We start from the raw sequence: 20,536 nt of genomic DNA, 5'->3' as shown, positions 1-20,536 counted from the left end.
GCTTTTCAAGCCGCAGGGCTGGCCGCCCCACCCTCAAGCTTGCGCCACAACAACCGCACATTGGCCTTGCGCACCAGGGCGCAGCGGTACAGGCGGATTTCCAGCGGCACGTGCCATTGCGCCCCGCCGCATATCACCAGCTCGCCCCGGGCCAGTTCGTTGCGCACACTCAGGTGCGGCACCCAGGCGATGCCCAGGCCTTCCAGGGCCATGCTTTTCAGGCTGTCAGCCATGGCCGTCTCGTAGACCGTGGTGAAACGCAGGGCCCGCTGGCGCAACAACTGGTTCACCGAACGGCCCAGAAAAGCGCCGGCGCTGTAGGCCAGCAGGGGCACGCTGGTCTCGCCCTCCAGGTCGAACAACGGCTTGCGGTCGGCATCGGCCGCGCAGACGGGGAGCATTTCGGTCTGGCCCAGGTGCAACGATGGGAAGATCTCCGGGTCCATCTGCATCGCCGAATCCGGGTCGTAGAAGGCCAGCATCAAGTCGCAGCCCCCTTCACGCAGGGCATGCACCGCATCACCGACATTGGTCGCCACCAGCCGCGTGGCGATGTTCATGCCTTCGTTGCGCAACTGGGCGATCCAGCGCGGAAAGAAACCCAGCGCCAGGGAATGTGCCGCCGCTACCTGGATAACTTCGCCCTGCCCGCCCTCCAGGTGGTGCAAGTGCCGCAGCACTTCGCCCAACTGCTCGACCACCGTGCGCGCCGTTACCAGGAACAACTGTCCCGCCGCAGTCAGTTCGATCGGCGTGCGGGAGCGGTTGACCAGGGTCAGCCCCAGCGCCGCCTCCAGGCTGCGGATCCGCCGGCTGAACGCTGGTTGCGTCACAAAGCGGCGCTCGGCCGCCTGGGAAAAACTGCGCGTCGCGGCCAAGGCACTGAAGTCCTCTAGCCATTTGCTTTCAAGATTCATCTCCGTCCTCCCGTAGGACGCACCAAAACAGGTCACACGTTCGCCGCATCATCGGCGTCACACGCGCATTATGCCGAATGTGCATAGGCCAGTGCTTAACAGCATTGGCCCTAAATTTTCTGAAAGCCTAGGATTCACAGCGTTCCGGCTCAGACCGGGTCCTTATTGAGATGATTGACATCATGTCCTCCGCTGCATCATTCCGCACAGAAAAAGACCTGCTTGGCGTACTCGAAGTACCGGCGCAAGCGTATTACGGCATCCAGACCCTGCGAGCGATCAACAACTTTCGTCTCTCCGGCGTCCCGATCTCGCATTACCCGAAACTGGTGGTCGGTCTGGCAATGGTCAAGCAAGCCGCCGCTGACGCCAACCGTGAGTTGGGCCAGCTCAGCGAAGCCAAGCACGCCGCCATCAGCGAAGCCTGTGCACGATTGATCCGCGGCGATTTCCACGACGAATTCGTGGTGGACATGATCCAGGGCGGCGCCGGCACGTCGACCAACATGAATGCCAACGAAGTCATCGCCAACATCGCGCTGGAGGCCATGGGTCACCAGAAGGGCGAATACCAGTATCTGCATCCGAACAACGACGTGAACATGGCGCAGTCGACCAACGACGCCTACCCGACCGCGATCCGCCTGGGTCTGCTGCTGGGCCACGACGCGTTGCTGGCCAGCCTCGACAGCCTGATCCAGGCGTTCGCCGCCAAGGGCGAGGAATTCAGCCACGTACTTAAAATGGGCCGTACCCAACTGCAAGACGCCGTGCCGATGACGTTGGGCCAGGAATTCCGCGCGTTCGCCACCACCTTGAGCGAAGACCTGGCGCGTCTGAAAACCCTGGCGCCTGAATTGCTCACCGAAGTGAACCTGGGCGGCACCGCCATCGGTACCGGCATCAACGCCGATCCGCGTTACCAGGCCCTGGCCGTACAACGCCTGGCGACCATCAGCGGCCAACCGCTGGTTCCGGCCGCCGACCTGATCGAAGCGACCTCCGACATGGGCGCCTTCGTGCTGTTCTCCGGCATGCTCAAGCGCACCGCGGTCAAGCTGTCGAAGATCTGCAACGACTTGCGCCTGCTGTCCAGCGGCCCACGCACCGGCATCAACGAAATCAACCTGCCGGCCCGCCAGCCAGGCAGTTCGATCATGCCTGGCAAGGTCAACCCGGTGATCCCTGAAGCGGTGAACCAGGTCGCGTTCCAGATCATCGGCAACGACCTGGCGCTGACCATGGCGGCCGAAGGCGGCCAACTGCAACTGAACGTGATGGAGCCGCTGATCGCCTTCAAGATCTTCGACTCGATCCGCCTGCTGCAACGGGCCATGGACATGCTGCGCGAGCACTGCATCGTCGGCATCACCGCCAACGAAGCGCGCTGCCGCGAACTGGTCGAGCACTCGATCGGCCTGGTTACCGCCCTGAACCCGTACATCGGCTATGAAAACGCCACCCGCATCGCCCGCGTTGCCCTGGAAAGCGGCCGCGGCGTGCTGGAACTGGTGCGCGAGGAAGGCTTGCTCGACGACGCCATGCTCGACGACATCCTGCGCCCGGAAAACATGATTGCTCCGCGTCTGGTCCCACTGAAGGCTTGATCGACGCGACCACTGCTCACCAGGTCGAGGGACTAGACACCTCTCACCTTTTGAGGGCTTGGGGACTCGTTCCCCAGGCCCTTTTTTTTAACCGACAACTGAAAGCGGGAGCAAATTTGTAGGAGCAAGCCTACTCGCGATAAACAGCGACGCGCTGCCGTTGTACCCCGCGTCGCCAGCTATCCAGAGCCGGCTCACTTCCACAAGAACCTGACCGATAGGCCAGGAGATACAAGGGTCCGTTTCGTCGCACGCACCACAACTGTGCAGACGGGCGCCGCACTGATAGGTATAGTGCCGCCCCTCTTCGCATGAGTGGTCGTCGGTAGCGAGACCTCACAACATGCGAAAACCGAACTAATAACAAACCCGCGAAGTGGACCGGGACGAACATCGCCTCAACTGTCGTGCCGCGCGCCGGCCGATGTAACACGATGTTTCCAAATGGCCAGCATTTGCTTAAACAAAAAACAGCGAGGAATACTCATGCTCGAAGTCATCAACGACTTCCTCTCAGGGAAAGTGCTGATCGTGCTCATTGTCGGGCTCGGTGGCTACTTCACGATCCGCTCGCGTTTCGTCCAGTTCCGTCATTTCTTTCATATGTTCTCGGTGTTCCGGGACAGCCTGAAAAGCAGCACTGACCAGCTCAGCTCCTTCCAGGCCCTGATGCTCAGCCTTGCCGGCCGTGTCGGCGCGGGCAACATCGCCGGTGTCGGCATCGCCGTGACCCTCGGCGGGCCTGGTGCAGTGTTCTGGATGTGGGTGACCGCGCTGGTCGGCATGTCCAGCAGCTTCTTCGAGTGCTCCCTCGGCCAGCTCTACAAGCGCTGCGATTCCGAAGGCCAGTTCCGTGGTGGTCCGTCCTACTACATCCAGCACGGCCTGCAGAAACGCTGGCTGGGCATGATCATGGCGTTCCTGCTGCTGATCACCTTCGGCTTCGCCTTCAACGGCCTGCAAGCCCACGCCGTCACTCACTCCCTGAATAACGCCTTCGGCCTCGATACCACCTACACCGGCCTCGGCCTGGCGGTGCTGCTGGGCCTGGTATTCATCGGCGGGATCAAGCGAATCGCCAAGGTTGCGGACCTGCTGGTACCGGTCAAGACCCTGGCATACATCGCCGTGACGCTTTACGTGATCGTGCTGCAATTCGAACATGTACCAGGCATGCTGGCGACGATCGTCAGGAGCGCCTTCGGTCTGGACCAGGCCTTTGGCGGCCTGATCGGCAGCGCCATCGTCATGGGCGTCAAGCGTGGCGTGTTCGCCAACGAAGCCGGCCTGGGCAGTGCGCCTAACGTGGCCGCCGTGGCGTCGGTGGAGCACCCGGTCGCCCAAGGCGTGGTCCAGGCGTTCAGCGTTTTCCTCGACACGTTCGTGATCTGCACCTGCACCGCGCTGCTGATCCTGCTGTCGGGTTTCTACACCCCAGGCTTCGAAGGCGACGGCATTGCCCTGACCCAGAACTCCCTGGCGGCCGTGGTCGGCGACTGGGGCCGGATATTCATCTCAGTGGCCCTGTCGTTGTTCGTGTTCACCTCGATCCTCTACAACTATTATCTGGGCGAAAACAACCTGCGCTTCATGCTAGGTGAAAACCGCAAGGCGCTGATGGCCTATCGCGCCTTGGTCCTGGGACTGATTTTCTGGGGCGCCATCGAGAACCTCGGCACCGTGTTCGCGTTCGCCGATATCACCATGACGCTGCTGGCGTTCGTGAACCTGATCGCGCTGTTCCTGCTGTTCAAGGTCGGCATGCGCATCCTGCGCGACTATGACGACCAGCGTTCGGCTGGTATCAAGGTTCCGGTCTTCGATTCCAGCAAATTCCCCGACCTGGACCTGGACCGCAAGGCCTGGCCAGCGAACCCGTCGACCCCCGCCGCTGAATCCGGCAACGCCCCCGCGAGCCTGGCCGCAGCGCAACGCTGATCGGCAGGTTGTTTGAAATAAACCGGGCGCATCCCCTGCGCCCGGCGTGACACAACACAAGGTCGGCGTCATGCTCGGCCTTATGTTGCAGCAGCGAGTGAAGCTGCTGTTTTCGTCCTCGGAGAACACCCCATGAATGCCTCGACCTATCCCGCCGCCCAGCACGTCATGGTGCTCTACACCGGCGGCACCATCGGTATGCAGGCCAGCGCCAACGGCCTGGCGCCGGCATCCGGTTTCGAAGCGCGGATGCGCGACTACCTGCACAGCCAGCCCGAACTGGTTATCCCGCAATGGCGTTTCCGGGAGATGTCGCCGCTGATCGACAGCGCCAACATGACCCCGGCCTACTGGCAGCAACTGCGCGAAGCGGTGGTCGACGCCGTCGACGTACAGGGCTGTGACAGTGTGCTGATCCTGCACGGTACCGACACACTGGCCTACAGCGCCGCCGCCATGAGTTTCCAGTTGCTCGGCTTGCACGCGCGGGTTTGCTTCACCGGTTCGATGCTGCCGGCCGGCGTGACCGACAGCGACGCCTGGGAAAACCTCAGCGGCGCCCTGGTCGCCCTCGGCCAGGGCCTGGCGCCGGGCGTCCACCTGTATTTCCACGGTGAACTGCTGGCGCCGACCCGCTGCGCCAAGGTGCGCAGCTTTGGTCGCCATCCGTTCAAGCGCCTGGAGCGCCAGGGCGGCGGCATCAAGGCCACTTCGCTGCCGGCGCAGTTGAATTACAACCAGCCGAAACAGTTGGCAAATGTCGTGGTGCTGCCATTGTTCCCTGGCATTGGCGCCGAGGTTATCGATGGCTTGCTGGGCAGCGGCATCCAGGGCCTGGTGCTGGAGTGCTACGGCAGCGGCACCGGTCCGAGCGACAACCCGGCCTTCCTCGCCAGCCTGGAACGGGCGCGGGACAACGGCGTGGTGGTCGTGGCGGTCACACAATGCCATGAAGGCGGCGTCGAGCTGGACATCTACGAAGCGGGCAGTCGCTTGCGCGGCGTCGGCGTGCTGTCCGGCGGCGGCATGACCCGCGAGGCCGCGTTCGGCAAGTTGCAGGCGTTGATCGGTGCGGGCTTGCCGGTGGATGAGGTTCGGCGGCTGGTTGAGCTGGATCTATGTGGCGAGCTGATCTGACACCCTGAAAAACCCTTTGGGAGCGAGCTCGCTCCCACAGGTTCGCGTCGAACTCCCGATTTCAACCGGCATATAACTTGCTCCCCTTCCAGCCTCCCTCGGCTGGAAACGGACCATGCTGCATTCCCACCTCACCACGCTCAACGCGGTCTCCCTGGTGCTCAACGCGTTCAGGAACGAAGGCTTGCCCAGTGAAGCGCTATTGGCCGGCAGCGGCATCAGCATGGCGCACCTGAGCCGGGCCGACACACGCATCACCACCAACCAGGAGATGCAGGTCTGCGCCAACGCCGTGGCGCTCAAACGTGACATAGGCCTGGAATTGGGCCGCAACATGCACGTTTCGTCCTACGGCATGCTCGGCTATGCCCTGCTCACCAGCGCCACCTTAGGTGACGCTTTACGCCTGGCGCTGCGTTACCCGGCGCTATTGGGAACACTCTTTGAGCTGACACTGGAAGACGACGGCGAGCACATCTGGCTCAGCGCCAGCGACTATCGGGAAAACCCGGCCCTGGCGGTGTTCAATGCCGAGTTCTGCATGGTCTCGCTGAGGGTCATCTGCAACGACCTGCTCGGTCATGCGCTCCCCTTGCGCGCGACGCGTTTCGAACACTCGGCACCGGATTATCAGGCACGTTATGAGGCCCTGTTCGAGTGCCCTGTGCGTTTTGACAGTATCGACAACGCGTTCGCCTTCGATCGTCACTGGCTCGCGCAGCCCTTGCCACTGGCTGACCCCATCACTCATCACGCCATGGCCGAACGCTGCCGCCGCCAGAACACCGAGTTCACTGGCAGGCAGGCCTGGCTGGGACGCATCCGCCACTCGCTCGCCGCACAACTGGATGCCCCGCCAGGCCTGGAAGGCTTGGCCGAACAGATGAACTGCTCGGCGCGCACCCTGCGCCGGCATCTCAAGGACCTGGGCTGCAGCTACCAGGAATTGCTCGATGAACTGCGCTTCGAACGGGCCAAGCAGATGCTCGGTGAAGATCAATTGCCGATCTACCGGATCGCCGAAATGCTCGGCTTCAGCGAAACAGCCAGCTTCCGCCACGCATTCGTACGCTGGAGCGGCGTGGCGCCGAGTCAGTTCAGGCCATGAACGCTGCCCTGTGGCGAGGGAGCTCCGCTCGGCGGCGCAGCCGTCGTAAATCGGATAACGCGGTTTATCTGTAGAAGATGCGTCAAGCGTTTTGGGCCGGCTTCGCCACCCAGCGGGAGCAAGCTCCCTCGCCACGGGACATAAGGGGAGGCCTGGATATTGGTGTTGCCCCGAACCGGCGCATGCCCGCGCCAACAAGGGGCGATTTACGGTCAACTATTTTGGCCATTTCGATCCCCTTTTGGCCTCTCCTGCCGTTCTCCCAAACGCGGCGCGCCGCAAGACTGTGGATACCGGATCAGCCCCTGCGGAGAACAACAATGCTGACGATTTATTCCGACGATCACCACCTGCACCATGGACGTTGCGAGTTGATGGACGGGCAGCTGATGCCCTGCTTCGAAATGCCCTCCCGCGCCGATCATGTGCTGGAGCGGGTCAAGGCTAGGGCGTTGGGGCCGGTGGAGGCGCCACGGGATTTCGGCCTGGGGCCGATCCAGCGCATCCACAGTCCGCAATACCTTGAATTCTTCGAGAGTGCCTGGGACCGCTGGAGCGAATTCAACCGCGACGGCGACCTGCTGCCCTATACCTGGCCGGCGCGCACCCTGCGTACCGTTATCCCGACGAGCCTGCACGGTCAACTCGGCTATTACAGTTTCGACGGCGGCGCCCCGATTACCGCCGGCACCTGGCAGGCCGCCTACAGCGCAGCCCAGGTCGCCCTCACCGCCCAGGCCGAAATCCAGCGCGGTGCCCGCAGTGCCTTCGCGTTGTGTCGGCCACCGGGGCACCACGCCGCCAGCGACTTGATGGGCGGTTATTGCTACCTCAACAACGCGGCGATCGCCGCCCAGGCTTTCCTTGACCAGGGCCACCGGAAGGTCGCGATCCTCGATGTCGACTACCACCATGGCAACGGCACCCAATCGATTTTCTACCAACGCAGCGATGTCCTGTTCGCCTCGATTCATGGCCATCCTGAAGCCGAATTTCCGTTCTTCCTGGGCTACGCCGACGAGCGCGGCGAAGGTGCCGGCACGGGATTCAATTTCAACTACCCGCTGCCCGCCGGTTCCGGTTGGGACAGCTGGAGCGCCGCCCTCGAACAGGCCTGCGGCGAGGTCCTGGACTATGACGCCGATGTCATCGTCGTCTCCCTGGGCGTGGACACCTTCAAGGACGACCCGATCTCTCAGTTCAAGCTCGACAGCCCGGATTACCTGGCGATGGGCAAACGCATCGCGGCGCTCGGCAAACCGACGCTGTTCGTGATGGAGGGTGGTTATGCGGTGACCGAAATCGGCATCAACGCGGTGAACGTTCTCGAAGGTTTTCAAAGCGCCCAATGAGGAATATCAGCATGAAAAGACTCAAGCGTCTGATGGCTCCAGCCCTCTGCGCCACGCTGCTGTGCGGCGCGGTCCAGGCCGAGGAGCGCACCCTGCGTGTCTACAACTGGTTCGACTACATCACGCCCAAGGCCCTGGAAGACTTCAAGGCGCAGCACAGCCAGGTCAAACTGGTCTACGACATCTTCGACACCAACGAAGCCCTGGAGGCCAAGCTGCTCACCGGTAACGCCGGCTACGACGTGGTGGTGCCGTCCAATGTGTTCCTGGCCAAGCAGATCGAGGCCGGCGTATTTCAGCCTCTGGACCGCAGCAAATTGCCGAACTGGAACCACCTCGATCCCAAACTGATGAAGCTGATCGAAGCCAACGATCCGGGCAACAAATTTGCGGTGCCCTATATGTACGGCACCATCCTGATCGGTTTCAACCCGGCCAAGATCAAGGCCGCGCTGGGCGACAATGCGCCGGTGGACAGTTGGGACCTGATCTTCAAGGAAGAAAACATCAGCAAGCTCAAGCAGTGCGGCGTGGCCCTGCTCGATTCGCCTTCGGAAATCCTGCCCTTGGCCCTGCAGCACCTGGGCCTGGATCCCAACAGCAAGAAACCGGCGGACTATGCCAAGGCCGAAGCGCTGCTGATGAAGATCCGCCCGCATATCACGTATTTTCACTCATCCAAATACATGGCCGACATCGCCAACGGCGACATCTGCGTAGCGGTCGGCTACTCCGGCAGCTTCTCCCAGGCCGCCAACCGCGCCAAGGAGGCCAAGAACGGCGTGACCGTGGACATGCGCCTGCCCAAGGAAGGCGCGCCGATCTGGTTCGACATGCTGGCCATTCCCAAGGGCGCGAAGAACCCGGACGACGCCTACGCCTTCATCGACTATCTGTTGCAGCCGAAGGTGATCGCGCCCGTCAGTGACTTTGTCGGCTACCCGAACCCGAACAAGGACGCCACCGACATGGTCGATCCGGCAATCCGCAACAATCCCAACCTGTATCCGACCGAGGCGGCAATGGCAACGCTGTACACGTTGCAACCCTTGCCGAGGGATGCCGAGCGGGCGCGGACGAGGGCCTGGACGAGGATAAAGTCAGGCCAGTAACGCGGCTGCAAAAACTCGAGACGTCGTCTCGGATCTGTTGAAAGACCTATACATAGTTACCACCTTTCCTGCCTTGCGCCCTCCTAGGATGAAAATCCCGAAGCATCCGGCTTCGGGGGCTTTATCGGGCACAAGACAGGAATATTCAGATGACACAACCTCCATCCAGCAATCCCGCTTCTGAGATCGATCTCCAAAGAGCCGTATTCAGTCAACTACTCATGGGCCCCTCCTATATAGAGGTAGCCGCCGTCCTTCTACGCGATGCTCTAAAAAAGCAATATCCGACGCTGGACCTTGATCCGAACACAACGGTAATCGGCGAACCGGCGTGGGACATCATTGATGGCGAAATCGTGGAGCTTCCCACACGCTATGAAACACTCAGCGATAGGTTGGCGGAGCAGGTCATCAATAGCGATCCGGTGTTGCTGATCGATGGCTTGCATTTCCTCAGTCGACTACCGCTGAGCAGGCCCGATGTGCATTTACCGGTCCGCATCGAGCAGATCGGGTGTCTTATCAATGAATTGACACCGGCCATCTTTGCGGCGGGCCAGGAACAGCAGTTGAAATTCTGGAACGCGTTATCCGACAGTTCCGGCCCGCGCTGGCACTATTTGTCCGAAACCCTGCAAAACATCTGGAACGTCACAGAAGTCAACGGCTGGACTGAGACTGAATGCGACATGGCCAGAGAACTGTTCCTTCACCCCACCTCGCAGGATCGCGAAAATAACAGCCGTTATGGGGCCCAGGCATACCTGATCGATATCAACGCGATTACCGATTATGGAACCGGACGCCACAGGGCAAACGCACTGGTGGTACTGACCGGCACGATTGACGGCGCAGAAGTCATTCTTGCGCATTCAATGCTCAATGGTTATGAAAAGTTTGACTCCCGCTCCGCACTCGAACAATCGCTTGCGGACCATGCCTACCCCAGGCCCGACTATAAGATGCAGTGGCGCTTCTTTGAGCCCTCCGAGAACATTTTTGCTTATGCAGCCTGCGCAATAATTTCGTCGCAGATCGAAATTATCGGCGACCCGGGTATAGCGAAAATGTCGCCCCCTGACGAAACTGAATCGCCGGACGGGAGTCGTTCCGTTGATCTGGAGTGGTTCAAAAACAAGTTACCCGACTGGCTGACGACCGCTTCCGCATCCGACCAGAATATGTTTGCCGAACACCTGAAAAAACTCTCGGAACTGAATGGCTCGCAGGCTGGCAAGACCTACCTGGATGATATCCCCCCCATCAAGAGCTTCGTATTGAGTGCTCTGAAAACACGGATGCAATCACAACACGCCGACGCCTCGACACTGGATCTGGAAACCATTGAAATCCAGATAAGCAACGTTGTCGTCTGGGGTAGTTTTGTCGTCCCCGGAAAGATCGAAACCACTCGATTCAGCCTCGTCGAATTGGCACTGCAAAATCTGATCGCCGTTCCCTTGGGCGATAAAATCGTCCGGTCGCTCGATGGCAAAGAATTGCCTGACTGGATGACGGTTGCTTTCATCGAGAATGTGATCACCACAATCGACATCGGTCGCACTTACCCCCAGTGGGTCAAAAGCAAGTTACTTGACGATCCGCTAGAATCCAAACGCCGCGAACATTTGTACACTTCCCAACTCCGGGTACAGCTCCCCATGCTTGCATTGGAAAGCCAACTCCGTGGACAAGGCGGCATTGATGAACGCGGTTATAGTTATGTCGCGGCACTGATGAACCCCGACGAGGCCGATCGCAAAGTGGACGGACAGCCCATCGTCCTGCGACAACTGGCTTTCGTACCCGAGCTGCAACTGGGCAATACCCAGGACATCGTGGCCAACATGTTTGTAATCGGTCCGCAAGATTCAAATGCCGGGCCTTGCCTGCTCTACCGTCCCCTGCTTGAGCCACAGCTGTGCCAGTACCCGTCATTCAGCAACTTGCTATATGACATCAGGCAAACCGCCTCCCTGCGTCAATCCGTACTCGCCTGGCTGCCCAAGGAAGTGCATAACAGCTACAGCCGGTACATTTTCCCAGGGCCGCTGCCTTCACCCTGGAGCATCGTGGAGTTCGTGACGAACCCTTTGGCGGCGATCTCCAACAGCGGCCCCATCAGCTTGAGCAACGAGACCTTGGGGTCGGATTTCCTGCCCTTGTTATACAAAGCCAACGCCACGGCCCTGGTGGAGCTTGCCGATCGCCAATCGGTCTCCAACAGCGAAAGCCGCTGGGAAAGCTTCAGGCAGGCAGGCTGGGTGATTTTCAACTTGGCACTGCCCTACTTGGGCACTACCGTAGGCAATGCGTTCTGGCTGTGGCAAATCCTTGATGATCTGGAGACATTGTCGCAGAGCGACGAAACGGTTGGCGCCCAAGCCAGATGGCAAGTCATTACCGACTTGCTGTGCAATATCGCACTGGCGACTACTACTTTCAGCCTCGACCGCGCCAGGACAGCCGGGCGCGAACATCCGACAGAAGCTTCTGAACTGGTTCGTGAACTCGAGAGCCTGGCCAAACCAAAACCCGAACTCATTATTGAAAAGCTCGCACCGGTGAAGCAAAAACTCGCGGCCATCGAGCACTATGACACTTTGCGAACCAGCGGCGCCCTGATCAGCCAATCGCGAGAAAGCGCCAGGCTTCTGGAACCCCTGAGTGTCGGAAAACCGCAAAACCCAGGGCAACCCAAGAGCGGGGGCCCGCTCAAAGGGCTTTACGAGCAAGGCGGGAAGCTTTATGTGGAATTGGCAGGTAAATGGTTCCAGGTACTCGCGGATGAAGAACAAGTCGCCATCGTCGATGGGAATGACCACACCCGAGCGGGACCTCTCCTGATGAGTGACACGCAAGGCCAGTGGAACGTTGATACCCGCTTGCGTCTACGCGGAGCAGGATCGGCAAGCATCGTACGAAAGATAAACGCCGAGGCGAGCCGTCGCAACGTTAAAGCGTACGAAGAGCTGAACCGGCTCGAAGTCCGCAGGCTGGAAAACCAGAAATTGCTGGCAATGCATTCGAAGCGGTTGAAGGAAGCCTCGGGCCCGTCCAGGGATGCCAGCCGCGAGGTGTATTTGAGCGCATTGAAGACGCAGCGTGAGAGTTATGACGAAGCGTTGCAGTTGCTGCTTGACTGGCCCATTTCTCAGTCCAGGCCGGACTCTACCCGAACCAGGCTCGGTTACCTCAACGCGCAAATCAATTTCACGTTCGCAGAGATAGACACGCTGGGAGAACGATTTACCCCAGTGATGCAAGCCGCCACGGAAATGATTACCTCCGGGGTCAAGATCCTGGAGCAACAACATGCGAATACAGCCTATAGCTTGCTCCAGCTCGGCAACGAGATGATCGAACGCTTGGACTACATGGAAACTCGCTTTTCCAGGCTCAAGGAGCTGGGCAGAGAGGGATTCGAGTTTGTCCGACAACACCGAAAAATGATGCCTGTTTATAAAAGCGACGATCTTCGGCTGTACCAGTTGGACATGTATCGCCACCTCTGCCTGTCGCTCGACAGTGTTAACACCGTACCTGAAGCCTGGGCGGATATTAACCAGATGGTTGATAACTCCACGGTTGCGTTCCAAAGCCTGCGCGACGCAATTGACGAGCGCAGCGTGATCCGCCTGGATGAGCAAATCAATGCACTCGGCAGCCTGACCGAACAATTCACGGCCATTGAAGACCACGTCAAGTATGTGGCTGATGAATACCGGGAACATGCCCGGTTGGCCCAACTCAACCGACTCAAAAACCAGGTCAGCGCCATGAAGAAAAGGGCCTTGCGCCATTTGGCGCTTGCCCTCGACGAAAGAAGCACCCGGCGCAGTACACCTGCTCCCTACCAGGAACGTCCGCGGCCCAGGAGGAAGTTCATCAGGGCACGCTTCTGGGGTCTTGTGAGCGTCGAACCCCGCCTATCGGAGCTGTATGAAGAAACCGATTGGGCCGACGTGAAAAAACCGTTCTCGGATGAAATCATTGTCACGTTCCACCATAAAAAAACCGGAGAATGGGTACAACACATCAATCCCGACGCGCCGCCACAACCCACCCCAACGCTGACCAGCTGCATTACCAAGGGCCAAGCCCTTATTGATGGATTGCCTGCGTTCAAGGCGCAAGTGGAAGAAAGCAAAAAACAGTCAGATCGTACTCCGGCGGGTGTCGGGATGGTGATCAATGCACACGCTCGCAGGATGGATACAATCAGCGTCGCAATCAAAACGGTGCTCGACCAAGTGCAAAGCGCCGGTACAAACGAAACGACTGAAATTTCTCCAGCGGAAAAAACCCAACGGCGAACAGCTGAGTCCCTGCGGGTAGAACTTGAAAAAGAAACCCTGGCCCTTTATGCGCTGGGATTTGATACCGAGCAGCAAGCCATCAAGCAAAGCCCACCGACCATGAGTAATGTCCTCTGGCTCAAAGAGCGAAACCAGATTGTCATTACAGGAAAGAAGAAACGTCAGAGAATCAAGAGTGCCCGCTATCTGGACAGGTACGAAATCAGGGACCGAACCGACAGGAAAACCCTATGGTTCGCAGATTTCCATTACTCCAGAAACTGGACACCTGAACATGCGTTTCTCAGCGGCCATTTGAAGACCCCTGAACAAGTTGCGTCGGGAAAACCCGTCGTCCCTCCTCAACGGCTTAGCCAAAGCCAATTGATCGATCTTTACCGCAGTGAGATCGACGTGGAACAGGCCAAGGCGGTGTTCTTTCCAGCGGTACGGTCTTAAAAGCCAGAACCGGGAAGCCCTCCATTCCGGCTCCGTATCAGCGGATTCCCCAGGCTTTTGCCAAGCTTGCCAGAGCAGTGTCTATCGCTGCAGACGGCACGGCGGCGAACCCCAGCACCATGCCTGCCCGGATTTGGGACGGCGCCGTGGCGGGCAACCAATAACTGCTCAATCCGTTGATTTCGACGCCGACGCAAGTGGCCTGGGCAATCAGTTCACGCTCGCGCTCGATGCTCTGCACTGGAACCGTGACATGCAGCCCGGCGACCACGGTGGGCATCGCGCCAACGCCTGCGACAGCCTCCGGCCAGCCCGCCAGAAGCGCATCGCGGCGGGCCAGAGCGGCCCGACGCATGCGCCTGATGTGCCGTTGGAAATGTCCAGCGGCCATGAACTCGGCCATCACCGCTTGAGTGCTGACTTCAGAATGGCGCACATCCACCGCCCGACGGCGGGCGAAGGCATCGACCAGGCCGGGCGGCAGCACCAGGTAACCCAGGCGCAACGCCGGGAACGCAACCTTGCCGAACGTCCCGACATACAAGACACGGCCTCCACGATCCAGCGCAGCCAAGGGCGCCAGCGGCGCGCCGCTGTAGCGGTACTCGCCGTCATAGTCGTCTTCGACGATCCAGCCATCGTTGCGCCCGGCCCAGGCCAGCAGTTCCAGCCGCCGCGCCAGGCTCATGACTACTCCGGTCGGATATTGATGGGATGGCGTCACGTAAGCCAGCCGACAGTGGTCCAGTGCAGCCAGCGCTGCACAATCGAGCCCGTCGCTGTCCACCGGCACGCCCCGCACATCGCCACCGGCCACGGCAAACGCATGCCCCGCGGCGCGATAGCCGGGATTTTCCACCGCGACGATGTCGCCAGGGTCCACCAGCAACTGTGCACAAAGGCTGATCGCCTGTTGCGCGCCACTGGTGATCACAATTTGCTCAGCCGAGCAGTGCAAACCCCGTGAACTACGCAGGTAGGCCGCGACCAGGCCGCGCAGGCGCGCATCGCCTTGGGCATCGCCGTAGCACAACTGCTGCAGGTCCGGTTTTCGCCAGAACGCCGCGTTCAGCTTGGCCCACACGTCGAAAGGAAACAGATCGAACGCCGGAACGCCGACCCGAAATGCTCTTGGCGGTCCGCTCGGGGGCTGGGCCAAATGGTGCTTTTCGACCCGTTCGAGCGCGTTGCTGTGGATAACTTTGCTGGATGAAAACACAGGGGAATCAAGCTGAACTGTGGATAAGGCTGTGGGTAAGCCTGTTGAAAACCCTGTGGATGGTTTTGTGGATAATTTTCCCGACGGCATTGCCAGCGGTGAAAGTTTCGCCACGTAGGTGCCGTCACCCACTCGCCCTTCTATGAAGCCTTCGGCATACAGCTGGTCGTAGGCGCGTACCACGCTGTTGCGGGAAATCGACAACGCCGCCGCCAGGTCGCGGCTGGCCGGCAATCGTGTGCCGCTGGCCAGGCGTCCGTCCAGTACTCGCCCACGCAAGGCCTGATAGAGCTGGCGACTGAGCCCATGGCGGCGGTCCAGCTCGATGCCGGCGGGGTTGAAAGACAATGGCGGTACGGCATCGGGCATGACTGCACCTGTAAATGGACCTGTCGAATTGGCCGAAAGTGGCTCTTACAACAGACCAATAGCCTGCCTACGATGAAGCCAATCGCCAAGGAAAAATTTCCATGTACAACCCAAAAGCCTTTGCTGTGGAAGACGTGCCTCACTTGCATCGCATGATGGATGACTGTCGCCTCGCCGTATTGGTTACCCACGGCGAACACGGCTTGCAGGCCAGCCACCTGCCGCTGTTGCTGGACACACGACAGGGACCGAACGGAACCCTCCATGGGCACATGGCTCGCGCCAATCCGCAGTGGCGTGACCTGGAAGCCGGTGCCGAAGCGCTGGTGGTATTTGCAGGCGTCGACGCTTACGTCAGCCCGGGTTTCTATCCGGGCAAGGCCGAGCACGGCAAGGTCGTGCCCACCTGGAATTACCTCGCCGTCCACGCCTATGGCAACGCCGAGGTGTTCGGCGATCCTCAACGGCTGCGCAACCTGGTCGGCGAGCTCACCCACCGCCATGAAAGCGGTCGGGCCCAGCCATGGAAAATCGACGACGCCCCGGCGGAATATATCGACAGCATGCTCAAGGCCATCGTCGGCTTCGCGCTGCCCATCCAGCGTCTGGAAGGCAAGCGCAAGCTCAGCCAGAACCGCAGCCCCGCGGATGCCGCCGGGGTTCGCAACGGGCTCGCCATGAGCCCCGACCCGCAGGGCCAGGCACTCGCACGCCTGATGCCTGAACAATCGCCTCAGGAGTGAACATGAGCCAGCTCGAAATCCGCCTTGTCACCGCCGCCGACCACGCTGCCTGGCTACCGCTATGGCAGGCCTACCTGCGGTTCTACAACACCGAACTGCCAGACGCGGTGAGCCAGAGCACCTGGCAACGCTTGCTCGACGACCGTGAGCCCACCCATGGCGCGCTCGCCTGGGATGGCGACACGGCGGTGGGCCTGGTGCATTTCATCTATCACCGTTCCAACTGGAGCATCGAGAACTCCTGCTATCTTCAGGATCTGCTGGTGGCAGAACACTGCCGAGGCAAGGGCGCAGGTCGCCAACTCATCGAATTTGTCTACGCCACCGCCAAGGCCGACGGATGTTGCAAAGTGCACTGGCTGACCCACGAGACCAACGCGACCGCGATCCAGCTCTACGAGCGCATCGCCGAACGCCCTGGCTACATTCAATTTCGCAAAGCCCTCTAAGGAACGCAGCATGTCGACTTCGCTCGCTGATTGGAAAGGTATCCCGGCGCCGTTTACGCGCTTGCTCGAAGGACGCTTCATCCGCCTGGAAAAACTCGACCCGGCGCGTCACGCCGACGGATTGTGGCAAGCCCTCGAAGGTCCCGGCGCCGACCCGAAGCTCTGGGACTACCTGCCCTACGGCCCGTTCAAGGAGCGCAGCGGGTTCGATGCCTGGCTGAACAACCATGCGGTCAACGTCGATCCATATTTTTTCAGCGTGATCGACCGCGCCAGTGGCGAAGTGCAAGGCATCCTCAGCCTGATGTCCATCGTGCCGGCCCAAGGCCGTATCGAGATTGGCCACGTCACCTTCGGCGCGCCGATGCAGCGCTCGCCGAAAAGCACCGAGGCGGTGTACCTGCTGGCGAAAGAGTGTTTCGCCCTGGGCTATCGACGCCTGGAATGGAAATGCAACAACGCCAACGCCCGTTCCCGGTATGCCGCCGAGCGGCTGGGGTTCACGTTTGAAGGCGTATTCCGCCAACATATGGTGGTCAAGGGGCAGAACCGCGACACCGCATGGTATTCGATGCTGGACTCGGAATGGCCGGTGATCGGCGCAGCCTTCGAGCGCTGGTTGAGTGAGGAAAACCAGAGCGCGGATGGCCAGGTGCGCAGTCTCGCACAGTGCCGAGCCTGACCCTCAGGGCGAACCGCCCGGCGTCTGCGTGGCGAGGGCGCTTGCTTCCTCGCCACGGGGCTTGCAACCAGGTCAGCGCAGTTGCTGTGCCAACACCGCAATGTGCTCCGGCCCGATGCCGCAACAGCCGCCCAAGTGACTGGCCCCCCGCTTGCGCCAGTCCGCCGCCCACCGCAGATAGCCCGGCGGATCGAGGTCTTCGCGCAGCGGGTCCAACCCGTCATTGGCTGTCGCTTCCTTGGGCTGCGGTGGGAAGGCGTTGGCGTAGGCACCGATGTGGATTTTCACGCCCAGGCGCTCGAAGGTTTCGCGCGCCGCGTCGATCGCAGCGCCGATCACCTCGGGCTGGCTGCAATTGAACAGCAGCGTCTCGACCCCCAGCTCCGCCGCCACTGCCGCGGCGTCCGCCACCGGCTCGCCGGAGCGCAGGCGCGGCACTTCATCGGTGTCTTCGTCTTTCAAGGTAAACGACAGCCAGAACGGCTTGCCGTCCTTCGGCAGTCCGGCGTGAATGGCTCGCGCCTCGACGATCGAACTCTGGGTCTCGGCCAGCCACAGGTCGACATGGGGTGTCAGGCCCGCAACCAATGGCGCCAGCAGCTCGCTGGCGCGGGAGGCGTCGAACAGATCGGGACGGTAGGAACCGAACAGCGGAGGGAGCGATCCGGCCACCCGCACCGCTTTGCCTGAAGCCTGCACCGCCCGCCTGGCCAATTCCCCCGCCAATGCCGCCAACGCCTGGCCTTCCTCGGCAAAGCGCGCTTCGCCGATATGAAAGGGCACCACGGCGTAGCTGTTGCTGGTAATCACATCGGCGCCGCTGGCGATATAAGCCGCATGCACCGCCTCCACAGCCTGGGGCGCTTCGCTCAGGGCCAGGGCCGACCACTCGGGCTGTCGAAACGGCGCACCACGGCGTTGTAGCTCACGGCCCATGCCGCCGTCGAGAATAGTTGTCCTTGCTGCGGCCATATGCGATTCACTCATAAGCTTATGAATAATACTCACTATCGGAGTCGTTCTTATAACTATTTAATGCGCACTCCTCCGCCAATCACAACCTATTTTTCAGCCTGGGATCTATCGTGAAATTACCTTTACCGCTTGCCCTGGGCTTGACGCTGCTGGCCGCTTCCTCATCGATCCTTGCCGGCACCACGCTGGATCGTATCGAGGAGAAAAAAGAACTGGTCGGCGTGTTGATGGAAAGCTACCCGCCCTTCTCTTTTCTCAATGACCAGAACCAGCTCGACGGTTTCGACGTGGACGTCGCCAAGGCCGTCGCGCAAAAGCTTGGGGTCAAGCTGCGCTTGGAAACGCCCTCGTGGGATGTGATCGCGGCCGGCCACTGGAGTGGCCGCTACGACATCTGCATTTGCTCGATGACACCGAGCAAGGCCCGCGCCGAAGTGTTCGATTTTCCGGTGCGGTACTACGCCTCGCCAGCGGTGATCGTGGTCAACGCCAAGGACGACAGCATCCATGGCGCCAAGGACCTGAGCGGCAAGAAAGTCGGCCTCACCAGCGCCTCCAGCTACGAAAGCTACCTGAACAAGAACCTGGTGATCGAAGGCGCCGAGGATACCCAGCTGAGCTACCCGTTCGAGGACGTGCAAATCGCGCCATACGATACCGACAACGTGGCGTTCCAGGACCTGGGCCTCGGCGCCGGGGTTCGGCTGGATGCGGTGCTGACCAACCTGGTGACCGCGCAGCCACGCCTGACCGAAGACAAGCGCTTCAAACTGGCGGGCGAGCCACTGTATTCAGAGCCTAATTCGGTTGCCATCGAGAAAGGCGACGCCGAGTGGAACAGCAAGGTGCGTGAAGTCTTTGCCCAACTGAAGCAGGACGGCACCCTGAGCAAGCTCTCGCAAAAATGGATCGGTGCCGACATCAGCCAATGAGTTCTTTTCCGCCCCCTATCCAGCCGCCTCCACCGGTGGCTGAGTCGCGCCTGCACAAAATCTTCGGTTTTCGCACACGGCTGTATCTGACCTGGGCCGCGATGCTGGTGCTGTTCGCCAGTTTTTTCCTGAGTTTCGACCTGAAGTTCTCGATCATCCTCGACAAACTGCCGAACCTGCTGGGCGTGCACCTGGCGCCCAACGGCTTTTTGCAGGGCGCGGTGCTGACACTGTTCCTGTGCCTGTGCTCCATCGTCGCCTCGTCACTGCTGGGTTTCATCGCCGCGCTGGCACGCCTGTCCAGCAGCGCGGTGGCGTTCGGCATCGCCAGCTTCTATGCGTCGTTCTTTCGTGGCACGCCGCTGTTGATCCAGATCCTGCTGATCTACCTGGGCCTGCCGCAACTGGGCGTGGTCCCGGGCGCCATCGCTGCGGGAATCATCGCCCTGTCACTCAACTACGGCGCCTACTTGAGCGAAATCTTCCGTGCCGGGATTCTCGGCGTGCCTCACGGCCAACGGGAAGCCTCCCTCGCCCTGGGCATGGGCGAAACCGTAATCTTCTGGCGCGTTACCCTGCCCCAGGCCATGCGTACCATCATCCCGCCGACCACCAACCAGTTCATCTCGATGCTCAAGGATTCTTCGCTGATCTCGGTGATGGGGGTCTGGGAGGTGATGTTTCTGGCGCAGTCCTATGGTCGTTCCAGCTATCGGTATATGGAGATGCTGACTACGGCGGCGGTTATTTACTGGCTGATGTCCATTGCGTTGGAGCTGATTCAGGCGCGGATGGAGCGGCATTATGGGAAGGCTTATCTGCATAATCGCTGAGGTGTTGCTGGGGGGATGTTCTTAGGGTCGTGTACATATCCGTTGCTGCGGTAACGGCGGCTTATGGTTCCGCTTTTACAGCGGCTCACTTTCGAAGAGCGCGAAAGTAAGCAAAGCGCTTCTGCCCCACCACTTGGCACCTCGCCTAGGCTCGGTGTGCCCTCACTCCGGCATTGCTCCGTGGGCCGCCGCGAAGGGCCATCCATGGCCCAGCGCGGCTAACCCGGCATCCATGCCGGGTTGCCCACTGCGCAATGCCTGCGTTCGGCCAGCGTGGTTAATGGGGCGCTGAGATCAAAATCAAAAGCAGAGCAAGAGCAAGAGCAAGAGCAAGAGCAAGAGCAAGGGCGGGGCACATGCTGGTACTTACGCAACTGACCCACCGCCTTCGCGAGCAGGCTCGCTC

The 20,536-nt window shown here is 60.4% G+C and carries 15 protein-coding genes; 12 read left to right on the top strand and 3 right to left on the bottom strand.

The window, feature by feature from the left end; translation table 11 throughout:
- Positions 1-5: 5 nt before the first annotated feature.
- A complete protein-coding gene (locus J3P86_RS00300; RefSeq protein WP_434602400.1) occupies positions 6-917 on the bottom strand; it encodes a LysR substrate-binding domain-containing protein in 912 nt (303 codons plus the stop codon).
- Positions 918-1,099: 182 nt separating this feature from the next.
- Here J3P86_RS00300 and aspA point away from each other — a divergent pair, with 182 nt between their 5' ends.
- The 7 genes from aspA (at position 1,100) to J3P86_RS00265 (ending at position 13,928) form a co-directional block, all read left to right on the top strand.
- Complete coding sequence (aspA, locus tag J3P86_RS00295; protein WP_434570586.1) at positions 1,100-2,524, top strand: aspartate ammonia-lyase; 1,425 nt, start codon at positions 1,100-1,102, stop codon at positions 2,522-2,524.
- A gap of 486 nt (positions 2,525-3,010) precedes the next feature.
- The gene (locus J3P86_RS00290) at positions 3,011-4,462 is read left to right on the top strand and encodes an alanine/glycine:cation symporter family protein (RefSeq protein WP_434626787.1); all 1,452 of its coding nucleotides are present in this window, start codon (positions 3,011-3,013) and stop codon (positions 4,460-4,462) included.
- Positions 4,463-4,594: 132 nt separating this feature from the next.
- Positions 4,595-5,599, top strand: a complete 1,005-nt coding sequence (locus J3P86_RS00285) for an asparaginase (RefSeq protein ID WP_434626789.1) — start codon at positions 4,595-4,597, stop codon at positions 5,597-5,599.
- A 115-nt stretch (positions 5,600-5,714) separates the two neighbouring features.
- Complete coding sequence (locus tag J3P86_RS00280; RefSeq protein ID WP_434626791.1) at positions 5,715-6,707, top strand: AraC family transcriptional regulator; 993 nt, start codon at positions 5,715-5,717, stop codon at positions 6,705-6,707.
- Between the two features lie 320 nt (positions 6,708-7,027).
- The gene (locus J3P86_RS00275; protein ID WP_434699205.1) at positions 7,028-8,059 is read left to right on the top strand and encodes a histone deacetylase family protein; all 1,032 of its coding nucleotides are present in this window, start codon (positions 7,028-7,030) and stop codon (positions 8,057-8,059) included.
- An 11-nt stretch (positions 8,060-8,070) separates the two neighbouring features.
- Positions 8,071-9,171, top strand: a complete 1,101-nt coding sequence (locus tag J3P86_RS00270; RefSeq protein WP_434626795.1) for a polyamine ABC transporter substrate-binding protein — start codon at positions 8,071-8,073, stop codon at positions 9,169-9,171.
- A 149-nt stretch (positions 9,172-9,320) separates the two neighbouring features.
- Entirely contained in the window at positions 9,321-13,928 is a 4,608-nt protein-coding gene (locus J3P86_RS00265; protein ID WP_434699204.1) for a dermonecrotic toxin domain-containing protein, read from the top strand.
- A 37-nt stretch (positions 13,929-13,965) separates the two neighbouring features.
- On the opposite strand, the gene J3P86_RS00260 is transcribed toward J3P86_RS00265, so the two are convergent.
- Positions 13,966-15,516, bottom strand: a complete 1,551-nt coding sequence (locus J3P86_RS00260) for a PLP-dependent aminotransferase family protein (protein WP_434699203.1) — start codon at positions 15,514-15,516, stop codon at positions 13,966-13,968.
- Positions 15,517-15,617: 101 nt separating this feature from the next.
- Here J3P86_RS00260 and J3P86_RS00255 point away from each other — a divergent pair, with 101 nt between their 5' ends.
- Genes J3P86_RS00255 through J3P86_RS00245 form a run of 3 tightly spaced genes read left to right on the top strand, consistent with a single transcriptional unit; the run spans position 15,618 to position 17,390 of the window.
- Positions 15,618-16,259, top strand: coding sequence for an FMN-binding negative transcriptional regulator (locus J3P86_RS00255; RefSeq protein WP_434699202.1), 642 nt, complete (start codon positions 15,618-15,620; stop codon positions 16,257-16,259).
- A gap of 2 nt (positions 16,260-16,261) precedes the next feature.
- Positions 16,262-16,708, top strand: a complete 447-nt coding sequence (locus tag J3P86_RS00250) for a GNAT family N-acetyltransferase (RefSeq protein ID WP_434699201.1) — start codon at positions 16,262-16,264, stop codon at positions 16,706-16,708.
- Positions 16,709-16,718: 10 nt separating this feature from the next.
- Entirely contained in the window at positions 16,719-17,390 is a 672-nt protein-coding gene (locus J3P86_RS00245; RefSeq protein ID WP_434699200.1) for a GNAT family N-acetyltransferase, read from the top strand.
- Positions 17,391-17,462: 72 nt separating this feature from the next.
- Here the strand turns inward: J3P86_RS00245 and J3P86_RS00240 are convergent, their stop codons facing one another.
- The gene (locus tag J3P86_RS00240; RefSeq protein WP_434654417.1) at positions 17,463-18,362 is read right to left on the bottom strand and encodes a homocysteine S-methyltransferase family protein; all 900 of its coding nucleotides are present in this window, start codon (positions 18,360-18,362) and stop codon (positions 17,463-17,465) included.
- 113 nt (positions 18,363-18,475) lie between these two features.
- On the opposite strand from J3P86_RS00240, the gene J3P86_RS00235 reads away from it, so the two are divergent.
- A complete protein-coding gene (locus tag J3P86_RS00235) occupies positions 18,476-19,297 on the top strand; it encodes an ABC transporter substrate-binding protein (protein ID WP_434699199.1) in 822 nt (273 codons plus the stop codon).
- The gene (locus J3P86_RS00230) at positions 19,294-20,130 is read left to right on the top strand and encodes an amino acid ABC transporter permease (RefSeq protein WP_434699198.1); all 837 of its coding nucleotides are present in this window, start codon (positions 19,294-19,296) and stop codon (positions 20,128-20,130) included. The genes J3P86_RS00235 and J3P86_RS00230 overlap by 4 nt, the downstream gene beginning before the upstream one ends.
- The last annotated feature ends 406 nt before the right edge of the window (positions 20,131-20,536 follow it).

Source organism: Pseudomonas sp. D1-1 (genome assembly GCF_051132225.1).
In the GTDB taxonomy this organism is placed as follows: domain Bacteria; phylum Pseudomonadota; class Gammaproteobacteria; order Pseudomonadales; family Pseudomonadaceae; genus Aquipseudomonas.
The sequence above is the reverse complement of the archived record's forward strand: the minus strand, read 5'-3'. Positions and strand labels throughout refer to the sequence as shown.